The organism is Veillonella sp. CNR 79/14 (assembly GCF_003992185.1).
Classification (GTDB): Bacteria; Bacillota; Negativicutes; order Veillonellales; family Veillonellaceae; genus F0422.
On record NZ_RQVH01000017.1, the window covers coordinates 18,358 to 32,436 of the forward strand.

6 protein-coding genes are annotated in these 14,079 nt (G+C 42.3%); all 6 read left to right on the plus strand.

Going from position 1 to position 14,079, the window contains the following annotated elements:
- Nucleotides 1-22 precede the first annotated feature (22 nt).
- Nucleotides 23-2,197 (plus strand): methylmalonyl-CoA mutase family protein, encoded by a 2,175-nt coding sequence (locus EO119_RS06270; RefSeq protein WP_126941059.1) that lies wholly within the window; start codon nt 23-25, stop codon nt 2,195-2,197.
- Nucleotides 2,198-4,381, plus strand: coding sequence for a methylmalonyl-CoA mutase (scpA, locus tag EO119_RS06275; RefSeq protein WP_126941060.1), 2,184 nt, complete (start codon nt 2,198-2,200; stop codon nt 4,379-4,381).
- A gap of 127 nt (nt 4,382-4,508) precedes the next feature.
- Entirely contained in the window at nt 4,509-5,693 is a 1,185-nt protein-coding gene (gene meaB / locus EO119_RS06280; RefSeq protein ID WP_126941061.1) for a methylmalonyl Co-A mutase-associated GTPase MeaB, read from the plus strand.
- Between the two features lie 315 nt (nt 5,694-6,008).
- Nucleotides 6,009-7,451: a [FeFe] hydrogenase, group A gene (locus tag EO119_RS06285; protein WP_126941062.1), complete on the plus strand. Its 1,443-nt coding sequence runs from the start codon at nt 6,009-6,011 to the stop codon at nt 7,449-7,451.
- 303 nt (nt 7,452-7,754) lie between these two features.
- A complete protein-coding gene (locus EO119_RS06290; RefSeq protein ID WP_009352867.1) occupies nt 7,755-8,774 on the plus strand; it encodes a branched-chain amino acid aminotransferase in 1,020 nt (339 codons plus the stop codon).
- Between the two features lie 392 nt (nt 8,775-9,166).
- Nucleotides 9,167-13,753 carry a glutamate synthase large subunit gene (gene gltB, locus EO119_RS06295; RefSeq protein ID WP_371666345.1) on the plus strand — a complete coding sequence of 1,529 codons (4,587 nt, stop codon included), beginning with the start codon at nt 9,167-9,169 and terminating at the stop codon, nt 13,751-13,753.
- Nucleotides 13,754-14,079: the final 326 nt, after the last annotated feature.

A 14,079-nucleotide genomic window follows, 5' to 3' on the forward strand; every position in this document is an offset into this window, starting at 1 on the left:
GTCAGAGAAAGGAAGCTAGACTATGGGACAAGACAAGCATCATGAACCACAAGTTCACGAAGAACAGTTTGAGCTACCAGATGTATCGTTTGATGAGTTTTCTATCCCTACCTACGAGGAGTGGAAAACGACGGTAGAAGGTATCTTGAAAGGGAAAGATTTCCAAAAAAGTATGTATACAAAAACATACGAAGGAATTACTTTACAACCAATGTATTGGTTGAGCGACCAAGAGGGATTGACTCAAAACTTGACATATCCTGGTCGTGATAGCAATTTACGGGGTGCGAAAGCTAGTGGATATATCCATACACCTTGGACAATTGCACAACGTTGTGACGGAAAAACAATTGCTGATATGCATGACATGTTACAATTTGAATTAGATAAAGGTAGCACAGCTATCAGTTTCACACTGGACAGTGCTACACGGAAAGGACAAGATGCTACGAAAGCTGAAGCTAAAGATGTGGCTGACGCAGGGGTGTCTTTGTCTACTGTAGAAGAAGTGGAAGCTTTATTAAAAGGCATGGACTTAACTACAAAAGAATTAGATATTCGTACAGGTGCTAGTAGCGTATGCTGGGCGGCTGCATTACATGCGCTTTGCGAATCTCAAGGGGTGGATGTAAAATCCTTGTCCGGTATGATTGGGGCAGATCCAATCGGTACTTTGGCACAAGATGGTCATTTATCACGCCCTATGGACGAATATTTCGATGATATGGCACATACCATTGCTTGGGCATCTGCACATGCACCACAATTGCGCACAGTTTTGGTAGATACAGATGTATACCATAATGGCGGTGGCAATGACGTACAAGAATTGGGTTTTGCTATGTCTACGGCTGTGACATATTTACGTGAGATGGAACGCCGTGGTATCGATGTGAATACATTTGCAAAACAAATTCGTTTTCATGTCAGTGTAGGAGCTAATTTCTTCATGGAAATAGCTAAACTACGTGCTATAAAAATGGTATGGGCTCAAATTATTGAACATTGTGGCGGTAATGAAGAAGCGAAGAAAATTAACTTGTTCGTAAGTACATCTCACTTTACACAAACTGTATTTGATCCATATGTAAACTTATTACGTGCTGGTTCTCAATCCTTCTCCGCAGTAGTAGGTGGTATGGATGGTATGTTTGTACGACCTCTTGATGGCTGCATTCGTCCAAGTGATGAATTCTCTCGCCGTATTGCCCGTAATATTCAAATCATGGAGCAACAAGAGTTCAACTTCATTCAACCAGTTGACCCTGCCGGTGGTAGCTGGTACTTAGAACCATTGACACAAGAGTTGACTGAAAAATCTTGGGCATTGTTCCAAGAATTAGAAGGTAAAGGTGGCATCTTAGAAACATTAGTATCTAGTGAAACGCAAGAAGCCGTGGATGCTATTTTACAAAGCCGCTTTAAAAACTTGGCAACCCGTAAAGATCGTGCCGTTGGTAGTAACATGTATCCAAATATGACGGAAGAATTACTAGAAGTACCAGTGGTAGATTTTGAGGGCTTACGCCAAGCTCGTGTAGCAGCATTAGCTAATGTGGGTACAACTGATGCAGCTGAATTAGCTCTAAAAAAATTACAAGAATCCGACTTCAGTGAAATTGGTTCTTTGGTAAGTGCTGCGTATACTGCATTAGTAGCGGGCGCTAGCTTTGGACAAGTTTTTGAAGCCTTAGCAGATGGTAGTGAAGGTATCACTGTGAAAGCAATTCTATCTCATCGTTGGACAGAACAATACGAAGAATTGCGTATGCGCACTGAAAACTTCAAAGAAACACATAATGGGGATAATGTTAAAATCTTCTTGGCTAACATGGGTCCAATTCCTCAACATAAAGCGAGAGCCGATTTCGTTACTTCTTTCATGCAAGTAGCTGAATTTGATGTGCTTACAAATGATGGATTCCCAACTGTGGACGAAGCAGTAGCAGCTGCCTTAGCATCGAATGCAGATGTGACAATTGTATGTTCCACTGACGATACATATCCAGAATTGGCACCAGCAGTGACAAAAGCAATCAAAGCCGCTCGCCCAGCTATGAAAGTATTCTTGGCAGGGGCTCCATCTCCAGAGTTGAAAGAACTTTGCGATGCAGCAGGCATGGATGATTATATTAGTGTACGCTCCAATTGCTATCAAACATTATTAGCAATGCAACGCGAGAAAGGAATGATGTAGATGATTCCGGATTTTAGAAATATTCCTTTTACAGCTGCTAGCCCCAAAGCATCCGATTTCGATGCATGGAAAGAGCAATTACAAGCTGAAACTGGCAAGTCCTATGATGACAACTTCATTCGTACTATGGAACAAATCGATGTGGGTCCTGTGTATGATGCCTCCATTTATGATCAATGTAACCATTTACAATATGTAGCGGGTATTCCTCCGTATCTTCGTGGACCATATGGCACAATGTATGTACAACGTCCTTGGACAGTACGTCAGTATGCAGGTTTCTCCACAGCGGAAGAATCCAATGCCTTTTACCGCCGTAACTTAGCGGCAGGTCAAAAAGGTTTATCTATCGCCTTCGACTTGGCGACTCACCGTGGTTACGACTCTGACCACCCTCGTGTAGTCGGTGACGTTGGTAAAGCCGGCGTTGCGGTAGACTCCATTCTAGATATGGAAATCTTGTTTTCTGGTATTCCATTAGATCAAATGTCTGTATCTATGACAATGAACGGTGCCGTATTACCAGTTATGGCCTTCTATATCTTAGCCGGTGAAGAACAAGGCGTAGATAAATCCGTTATGGCAGGTACGATCCAAAATGATATTTTGAAAGAATTCATGGTGCGTAATACTTATATTTATCCACCAGCAGCTTCCATGCGTATTATTGGTGATATCTTTGCCTATACATCTAAATACATGCCTAAATTCAATAGTATTTCCATTTCTGGTTACCACATGCAAGAAGCAGGTGCTACAGCAGATATCGAATTAGGTTACACCTTGGCCGATGGTTTGGAATACTTGCGTACAGGTGTGGCAGCGGGTCTTACAGTTGACCAATTCGCACCGCGCTTATCCTTCTTCTGGGCAATGGGTAAAAACTACTTCATGGAAATCGCTAAAATGCGTGCAGGCCGTATGTTATGGGCTAAAATTGTTAAATCCTTTGGTCCAAAAAATGTTAAATCTATGGCATTGCGTACTCACTCCCAAACATCTGGTTGGTCTTTAACAGAACAAGATCCATTCAATAACATCACTCGTACTTGTATCGAAGCGATGGCAGCAGCCTTGGGTCATACGCAATCCTTGCATACAAACGCTCTTGACGAAGCGATTGCATTGCCTACAGACTTCTCGGCGCGTATCGCTCGTAATACGCAATTGTATATCCAAGATGAAACGAATGTATGTAAAGTTATCGACCCATGGGGCGGTTCTTACTACGTAGAATTCTTGACAAATCAATTGATCCGTAAAGCTTGGGCTCATATTCAAGAAGTTGAAGCTTTGGGTGGTATGTCTAAAGCGATTGATACAGGTCTTCCAAAAATGCGTATCGAAGAAGCGGCAGCTCGTCGCCAAGCGCACATTGACTCTGGTAGTGAAAAAATCGTCGGTGTCAACTACTTACGCCTTGATAAAGAAGATCCGTTAGATATCTTGGAAGTAGACAATACAGCTGTACGTTTGGCACAGATCGAACGATTGAAAACATTGCGTGCTAATCGTGATAATGACAAAGTACGCAGCTGTTTGGATGCGATTACAAAAGCGATGGAAACAGGAGAAGGAAACTTGCTTGAATTAGCCGTAGAAGCAGCTCGTGCTCGTGCCTCTAAAGGTGAAATCTCTGATGCGGTAGAAAAAGTATGTGGTCGTCATAAAGCGATCATTCGCTCTATTTCTGGTGTATATAGCAGTGAATTCAGCGATGATGATGTAATCACAGAAGTACGCAGCATGACTGAAAAATTTGAAGAAAAACATGGTCGCCGTCCTCGTATTTTCGTAGCGAAAATGGGTCAAGATGGTCACGACCGTGGAGCTAAGGTAATTTCTACAGCCTTCGCAGATATGGGCTATGACGTAGATATCGGACCTTTATTCCAAACTCCAGAAGAAGCAGCGAAAGATGCGGTAGATAATGACGTACATATCGTAGGTATGAGTTCCTTAGCAGCAGGTCATAAAACATTAATGCCTCAATTGTGTGAAGAACTTAAAAAATTAGGCCGTGAAGATATTATGGTTGTTATCGGTGGCGTTATCCCAGCTCAAGATTATGATTATCTCTATGAGCATGGTGCAGCAGCGATCTTTGGACCTGGTACAATCATTCCAGTTTGTGCTAAAAAAGTTCTCGAATTATTAGACGAACGCTTAGAAGAGGAAGAATAATCTGAATAGACGATTCTAAACTCGTAAATAGGTAAGACATGACACGTAGTCAGTGCCTCGTGCTACTTTGTAGCTGGCTACTGATTGCGTGTTTGTCATATTCGAATCGGTGAAAGGAGGGTGTCTTATGAGTGATGATACCTATAAGCCTTCTTGGGTTCCTGAGGAGAAAGATGATAAATTTGCATGCCGTGTCATGCGCGGTGTGGACGGTGGCCATGATGGGATGGATGAACATACGAATGCGCCACAAAAACCAGTATCCCCTAAGGTAGTAAAACGGAAAAAATTGACCGTTGATGACTATGTAGAAGGGGTGCTAGCTGGTAATCGAATGATTTTATCCCGTGCCATTACCTTAATTGAAAGTAATGCAGCAGCCCATTTTGAAATGGCGCAGCAGGTAATCCAACGATTATTGCCATATACTGGTAAATCTACCCGTGTAGGGATAACAGGGGTACCGGGTGCTGGTAAATCGACTTTGATTGAAGCACTAGGTACAAAGCTGTGTCAAAATGGTCATAAGGTGGCTGTTCTTGCGGTGGATCCATCGAGTACAGTGACTGGCGGGTCTATCCTAGGGGATAAAACGCGGATGGAACAACTTTCACGGGAGCCGAATGCATTCATTCGCCCATCCCCATCAGGTGGCACTTTGGGCGGGTTGACTCGTAAAAGTAGAGAAACCTTGCTGTTATGTGAAGCGGCAGGGTACGATACAATCCTAGTAGAAACCGTAGGGGTCGGACAAAGTGAAACGACAGTACGTTCCATGGTAGACTTTTTCTTACTCGTAGTACTTACTGGCGCTGGTGATGAATTGCAAGGCATGAAAAAAGGTGTTATGGAATTAGCCGATGCTATAGTGGTTAATAAAGCTGATGGTGACAATTTACAACGGGCAAAAGTGACACGCCAAGAATACGAACGTATTCTATGGTTTATTCGTGATGCCACGGAACAATGGACAACCCATGCCTACACATGTTCTGCCTACACTGGGGATGGCATCATGGAATTGTGGCAAGGTGTCATTGAAAAATTCATGGAACAATGTAAAGGTAATGGAGTGCTACAAGCACGTCGCCGTGACCAAACTTTATCGTGGGTATATTCTATGGTAGAAGAACATTTACAAAACTTGTTCTATCGTGCACCAGAAATTGTAGCGTGTCGGGGTGGCATCGAAGATGCTGTCATCGAGGGCCGCTTAACACCAACATTGGCGGTGCAACAATTCATTAATACATTTACACAAACAGCTTTGGGGGATCAAGCAAAGAACACCCCATTATTTGAGCTGAAATAAAATAGAAACAGGAGGGGGAACTCTCCTGTTTTGTGCTACTGAGGGCTAAATCCTAGTAGATTTTAGGGTATATGAATTTTGAAAGATACATAATGAAAAATATTTGATAAAAATCTACATGTGTGACAAAAGTAACATAAAAACAATATAAATGTATATTCTATATGGATGTGTAAAATTTTATTAGAACTTAAAAGAATAGAAAGATAAATGGCATATACCTTTCTTTTCACAAGCCTGAATATTTGTTATAATATGACGGAAAGTTAATGAATACATAAATAGTATTGTTTACACTATGTGAGGTGCATAATAATGAGTTTCGAAAGTCGATTCCAACATCTTGATCGCCGTGCCCCGATTGCTGAGGATAATGTGGCGATTATTCATGATTTAGAAAAATGTAAGAACTGTACTCTTTGTCGTAAAGCATGTGCTGACACTATGAGCGTACTTGATTACTATGATTTGGAAGCAACAGGAGATAATCCTATTTGTATCCAATGTGGTCAATGTGCGGTAATTTGCCCATTTGGTGCAATGTACGAACGTACAGAATTAGATAAAGTAAAAGAAGCCATTGCAGATCCAGAGAAAATTGTGGTTATCCAAACAGCGCCAGCTGTTCGTGTATCTATCGGTGAAGAATTTGGATTTGAGCCTGGTACATACCAAGAAGGCAAAATGGTAGGTGCTCTTCGTGCGTTAGGTGCTGACTATGTAGTAGATACTAACTTTGGTGCGGACTTAACCATCATGGAAGAAGCAAATGAACTATTAGAACGTAAATTACATGGCACAGGTCCATTGCCACAATTCACTAGCTGTTGTCCAGCATGGGTAAAATTCTGTGAAACATTCTTCCCAGAATACGTATCCCATATTTCTTCCGCTCGTAGTTGTATTGCTATGGAATCTGCTATGGTAAAAACATATTTTGCAAAAAATATGAACATTGATCCTAAGAAAATTGTATCCGTGTCTGTCGCTCCTTGTACTGCTAAAAAAGCGGAAATTCGTCGTCCTGAGCAAAACAATGCGTCTCGTTACACTGGCGAAGACTTAGGCCCAGATACAGATATCTGTATCACTACACGTGAGTTTGCACAATGGATTCGTGAAGCAGAATTAGATTTTGCCGCAGTAGAAGACTCTGCATACGATAAATTCATCGGTGCTGCTACTGGTGGCGGTGTTATCTTCGGTAATACTGGTGGTGTTATGGAAGCAGCGATGCGTGCATCCTACAAATTCATCACTGGTGATGAACCATCTCCAGCTCCACTTCTTAACTTAACAGATGTGCGTGGTATGGACGGTGTGAAAGAAGCAAGCGTAGAAATCGGTGGACATACCATCAACGTGGCTGTGTGTCATGGTGGTAAAAACATCCGTGAATTCTTGAACGAATTGAAAGAATCTGGTAAAACATATGATTTCATCGAAATGATGGCATGCCCAGGCGGCTGTATCGGCGGTGGTGGACAACCACGTGCTAAATTACCAGTGGCTAATAAAGTAAAAGGTGAACGTATTGAAGGTCTTTATAATTGGGACTCCAACATGAAGCTTCGTTCTTCCTATGAAAACCCTGAAATTAAAGATGCATACGCTAATTTCTTGGAAAAACCATTGGGACATATTGCGCATGAATTGTTACATACTACCTATGTAGATCGCAGCAGTGACTTAGGAGCTCGTAAAGACGTGACTCCTGAAACATGTCCAACATCTCCAAAATTTAAAAAGCCGGAATAATTTAGTTAGTAACTTCAACTCCGGTGAGTCAGCGAATGTGTAAGTTGGTTTGCTGCTGAACGAAGTTATTATATAGTCATCTAAGGATGACAACATACTGCAAGACGAAAAGACTCTCTGGGGACATTCCCTCGAGAGTCTTTTCTATTCTATATATACTCTTGTACATTTTCCGTGTTGGGTGTATAATAGTTTTTATCTAAAATACAAATCAGTGAATATTCATATGATGTGAAGGGCTAGAAGGATAGATATACGTACACGTTCACGGCTTTCACAGGTATGGAATAGTAGGAGGACAGTATGGCAAAGATTGATATGAACAATTTAGATTTTAGTTATAAAGAAACGCCATTCCGTTATGTGTCTAATTTCAAGGATGGTCAATGGGATGAAGGCGGTTTGACGGATGAGGCGAATATTGTCCTCAATGAATGTGCTGGTGTATTCCAATATGCGCAAACAATTTTTGAAGGTTTGAAAGCGTATTACACGAAGGATGGTCATATTGTGTGTTTCCGTCCAGATTTAAATGCACAGCGTTTGCATGATTCTGCAAAATATCTTGTGATGCAACCATTTCCAACGGATCGTTTTATCGAGGCTGTGAAAGAAGTGGTAAAAGCGAATCAAGACTTTGTTCCTCCATACAGCACGGGTGGTAGTTTGTATCTTCGTCCATTCTTGATGGGTACGAACAGTGTTATCGGTGTTAAACCGGCAGATGAGTTCCAATTCCGTATTTTTGGTACTCCAGTAGGGGATTATTTCAAAGGCGGTGTGAAACCGCTGAAAATCCAAATCTCCGATTTTGACCGTGCAGCACCACATGGTACAGGTCATATTAAAGCGGGTTTGAACTATGCTATGAGCTTGCATGCTCTAGAAGCAGCCCATGAAGCAGGGTATGCAGAGAATATGTATTTGGATCCACAAACTCGTACAAAAGTAGAAGAAACTGGTGGAGCGAACTTTATTTTCATCACGAAAGATGGCAAATTAGTAACGCCTAAATCCGATAGTATTCTTCCATCGATTACACGTCGTTCCTTGATGTATGTAGCTGAACATTATTTGGGCATGACCGTAGAACATCGTGAAGTGTATAAAGAAGAATTGAAAGACTTCGCTGAATGTGGTCTTTGCGGTACAGCGGCTGTTATTTCTCCTGTTGGCATGGTTCATACAAAAGAAGAAGATATCTTCTTCCCAAGCGGCATGGATGAAATGGGACCAACATTAACAAAATTGCGCGAAACATTACTTGGCATTCAACATGGTGAAATAGAAGCACCAGAAGGCTGGATTGTTCGCATCGTATAATAGAATACTTTTACAATGACGTAAACGCATGGTTACCTTAGGGTAGCTATGCGTTTTTGTATATTCCTATATAGGGAGATATGAAAGTAGTATGAGATGGTCCAAACTTAAGAATACATGTATACATAAGTAATATGTATTGAAATATATAATAAATTTTGCTAGTATAATATGCAGTTCTATATTCTATAGAAAATAACTATTATGTATGACCAGTATAAACTAAAGTTATGTAGTATGGTAAGGTCTAATTCTTACAGAAGGGAGGTCAAATAGGTACATACTAATACAGTATAGTCATTTGACATAGGTGAATAAGAACTTTCAGTATATGTATACCTAGTGTTAAGTATGCTAGTGTAGTGATAGAAAGCCTAAAGGAGGAGAGGGTTATGATGGAAATGAGTACCATTGCAAAACAACATGAGGAGCAGCGCCATTTGGAAGCAAATGGTTTGTATAGTTCCCAATTTGAAAAAGATGCGTGCGGTATGGGATTTGTAGTCAATATTAAAGGTAAAAAATCCCACGATATCATCGACGATGGTTTGCGTATTCTTGAGCGCTTGGAACACCGTGGTGGTGCTGGCGCCGATAAGGATACTGGCGATGGAGCGGGCATCTTAGTGCAAATTCCACATGATTTTTTCCGCCGTGAGTGCGAAGTGTTAGGTATCCATTTACCACCTGCTGGTGACTACGGGGTGGGTATGGTTTTTGCTCATAAGTACGAAACATTACGGAATGAGCAAAAGCGAATCTTAGAAGAAGTAGTTCGTGAGGAAGGACAAATTGTATTGGGCTGGCGGGAAGTTCCGGTAGACTCTACAGCAGTTGGCCATGAGGCGGCATTAATTCGTCCTTGGATGATCCAAATTCTTATCGGTAAAGGTCAAGATGTGACAAACCAAGCGGAGTTTGAACGCAAATTATATATGATTCGTAAAATTGCAGAAAAGCGTATCGTCCCATTGAGCAAAGAAATGAGTAGCGATTTCTACATTGCCTCTTTGTCTTCTAAAACGATCGTCTACAAAGGTATGTTGACACCAGTGCAATTACGAAACTTTTACCTAGATTTGAATGATTTAGATTTTACCTCTGCCTTGGCGATGGTTCATTCTCGTTTCAGTACGAATACATTCCCAAGCTGGGCACGGGCTCATCCTAACCGTTATTTAGTACATAATGGGGAAATCAACACCATTCGTGGTAATGTAAACTGGATCAATGCTCGTGAAGGTAAAGCAGAGTCTCCATTGTTCCCAGATATTAAAAAAGTGTTCCCTGTTGTTGATGATACAGGATCTGACTCTGCTATGTTCGATAATACCCTTGAGTTCTTGCATATGACAGGCCGTAGCTTACCACATGCGATCATGATGATGATTCCAGAACCATGGGAACGCAATACCTTGATGAGCCAAGAAAAACATGACTTCTATGAGTTCAATAGTTTCATGATGGAACCATGGGATGGTCCAGCGGCGATGGGCTTTACTGATGGGACTGTGATCGGTGGTGTCTTAGACAGAAATGGCTTGCGCCCAGCGCGTTACTATGTGACAGCAGATGACCGTGTGATTATGGCATCCGAAGTGGGCGTTGTAAACGAAGCAGATGATATGATTCGTGCCAAAGGCCGTTTAGAACCAGGTAAAATGCTATTAATCGACACAGAAGAAGGTCGCATCATTTCTGATGAAGAAATCAAACACCGTGTGGCTACAGAACTTCCTTACAATGAGTGGGTGAAAGAACATGTGATCCACTTGTCGGAGATTCAACAAGCTACGGAAGAGAGTATCCCTGAGGTAGGGGACTTGTTCATGCAACAACAAGTATTCGGCTATACCCAAGAAGATTTGGTACGCATGATTATCCCTATGGCAAAAGATGGGAAAGATCCTGTAGGATCTATGGGGGCTGATGCGCCGCTAGCAATCTTGTCGGACAAACCACAAATGTTATACTCCTATTTTAAACAGCTTTTTGCACAGGTGACAAATCCCCCAATCGATGCTATCCGCGAAGAAATGGTGACATCCACACGAGTGATGCTCGGAAATAGCGGTAACTTGACGGACCCTAACAAAGTGGGCACCTATGCAGTATCCATGCGGACACCTATCATGACGAATCAAGAATTGGCAAGTATTAAACAATTGGACTGCCGTCGCATGAAATCCGTGACCTTGTCCATCTTGTTTGACCCAGCCAAAGGTGCGGAGGGTATGAAAGAAGCCTTAGACCGTTTGTGCAAGGATGCAGAGGAAGCAGCTCGCACGGACCAAAATGTGTTGATCTTGTCTGACCGTGGCGTGGACGAACACCATGCGCCGATTCCAGCTTTATTGGCAGTGGCAGCGGTGCACAATCATTTAATTAACACTGTATTACGCACAGAAATGGGCTTAATCTTAGAATCTGGGGAACCTCGTGAAGTGCATCATTTCTGTACACTCTTAGGCTATGGCGTAACGGCCATCAATCCATATGTGGCATTAGCAACAGTACGTGACTTACAAGCCACCAACCGATTGGGAGACCTTACACCAGAGGAAGCAGAAGCAAACTACATCAAGGCCTCTGTGTCGGGCATTATGAAAGTGATGTCGAAAATGGGTATTTCCACTGTACGTAGCTACCATGGGGCACAAATCTTTGAGGCATTGGGATTGAATACGAACTTTATTAGTACCTACTTCCCGAACACACCGACACGCATTGGTGGTATCGGCTTAGGTGGCGTAGCTCATGAAACATTGGAACGATTCCAACGGGCTTTCAAAGAAGATGTGAAAGTCCTTGAACCAGGTGGTTGGTACGGACCTATGAAAGATGGGGAAGAGCATTTATTCAATCCAGATACGATTAAGTTATTACAAACATCCTTAATCGAAGGGGATTACAATAGATACAAAGAATATTCCAAAATGATTCGAAATGATTACCATGTGACCTTACGGAGCTTGATGGAATTGAACTTCCCTGTAGGTGGCGGTATTCCTGTGGAAGAAGTAGAACCAGTGGAAGACATTGTGAAACGCTTTAAAGCTGGCGCTATGAGTTACGGTGCTATCAGTAAAGAGGCCCACGAAACTATTGCCATCGCTATGAACCGTTTAGGATCTACATCGAACTCTGGGGAAGGCGGCGAAGATACAAGTCGCTTTGTTCTCGATGCCAATGGAGATAATCGCAATAGTGAAGTAAAACAAATTGCATCAGGTCGCTTTGGGGTAACAACGAATTACTTGGTACATGCGAAAGAATTACAAATCAAATGTGCCCAAGGAGCGAAACCAGGTGAGGGCGGTCAATTACCGGGTAAAAAGGTATATCCAGAGATTGCCAAAGCTCGTCACTCCACACCAGGTGTAGAACTGGTATCTCCGCCACCACATCACGATATTTACTCCATCGAAGACTTGGCAGAGTTGATTTACGACTTGAAATGCGTCAATCCAAGTGCAGCGATTTCCGTAAAATTGACCTCAGAAGCTGGGGTAGGTACCATTGCCGCAGGGGTAGCCAAAGCGAAAGCAGACAGCATCCTCATCTCCGGCTACGATGGTGGTACTGGCGCAGCAGGTCGTACATCTGTAAAACATGCAGGTGTGCCATGGGAATTGGGCCTTTCAGAAACGCATCAAACCTTGATGTTGAACCGTTTGCGTGACCGTGTACAGCTGGAAGTAGATAGTAAACTGATGACTGGTTATGATGTGGCGATCGCAGCCTTGTTGGGAGCAGAATTATTCGGATTTGGTACCTTGCCATTAGTGGCAGTAGGCTGTCGCATGGCACGGGTTTGCCATATGAATACATGTCCGTACGGCGTGGCCACACAAGATGAGAAATTGCGTGCTAAGTTTACAGGTAAACCAGAATATGTGGAAAACTTGATGAAGTTTATCGCTCAAGAGTTGCGCGAAATCATGGCTCGCTTAGGTATCCGCAGTGTGCGTGAGTTGGTAGGTCGTATTGATTTGGTACGCCAACGCTCACAAGATGATAATTTCAAATTGTCTCGTGTGGATTTGAAACGGATATTATTCAAGCCATATACAGATGCGTCTGTGGGACATTTACACAGCATCGACCAAGACCATGAATTGGAACGCACCTTGGATATGAAAAAATTACTTCGCATGTGCCGTCCTGCCTTGGATGATCAAAAACCAATTCGCGCTAAATTGGCTATCAGCAATGTGAATCGTGTAGTAGGCACCTTGGTCGGTGGCGAGGTGGTTCGTCGTTACGGTGAAACAGGATTACCAGAGAATACTATCAAATTGAATTTCGTTGGGTCTGCTGGTCAAAGTTTTGGCGCTTTCATCCCGAATGGTATGACATTGGAACTCGAGGGTGATGCCAACGATTACCTTGGCAAAGGCTTGTCTGGTGGTACTATCATTGCGTACCCACCAAAGGTGGCGACCTATGAGGCTCATGAAAATATCTTAATCGGTAACGTAGCCTTCTATGGGGCTACCTCTGGTACGGCATATATCAACGGGGTCGCAGGGGAACGGTTCTGCGTTCGTAACAGCGGTATTACCGCCGTTGTAGAAGGTGTAGGTGACCACGGTTGCGAATATATGACTGGTGGTGAGGTCCTTGTCCTTGGCCGTGTGGGTCGTAACTTTGGGGCTGGCATGTCCGGTGGTTATGCGTACGTGCTTGATTTAGATGGACGCTACTGTAATACAGGACTTGTGGAACTTCGCAGACCTAGTGAAAGTGACCTAGCACGGATTCATGAGCTAATACAACAACATGTATTGCATACGAACTCTAAACAAGGTCGACATATGTTAGAAAACTGGGTATTGTACAAAGATCGCTTTACGAAAATCGTGCCAACAGCTTACGAAGAAATGGAGCAAAGTATTGCTCATTACCAAGGTGAAGGTATGTCATTAGAAGAAGCGCAATTGGCGGCCTTTAAAGCGAAATATATGAGTGGAAAATAATCTACCTAGTAGATAGTTAGTAGCTATGCCCTAGTTGACTAAGAATATAAAAAGGAATGGAACTGATACTTCAGAACCATTCCTTTTTTGTGGAGTGTGTAATTGGTTTATATTGATAATATGTTATATAAAGTGATGTTATTTTGCTTTTTAGTTATTTAGTAGATAGAAAGGGCAGCGGATTTTCATACGCTACGGAAATCAATGATAACATAAGCAATAAGAGAATGCTTGTTTACTAGATAGTATTAGGATTTTGCAATAAGAGTAGTATTAGAAAGAAGGATAGTTTTGCTATTGATTTGGTAAAATAAATACTTATAAAT

Coding starts and splice junctions, on each gene's coding strand:
- meaB (WP_126941061.1), top strand. CDS start 4,509: ATGAGTGATGATACCTATAAGCCTTCTTGGGTTCCTGAGGAGAAAGAT.
- scpA (WP_126941060.1), top strand. CDS start 2,198: ATGATTCCGGATTTTAGAAATATTCCTTTTACAGCTGCTAGCCCCAAA.
- gltB (WP_371666345.1), top strand. CDS start 9,167: ATGATGGAAATGAGTACCATTGCAAAACAACATGAGGAGCAGCGCCAT.
- EO119_RS06290 (WP_009352867.1), top strand. CDS start 7,755: ATGGCAAAGATTGATATGAACAATTTAGATTTTAGTTATAAAGAAACG.
- EO119_RS06270 (WP_126941059.1), top strand. CDS start 23: ATGGGACAAGACAAGCATCATGAACCACAAGTTCACGAAGAACAGTTT.
- EO119_RS06285 (WP_126941062.1), top strand. CDS start 6,009: ATGAGTTTCGAAAGTCGATTCCAACATCTTGATCGCCGTGCCCCGATT.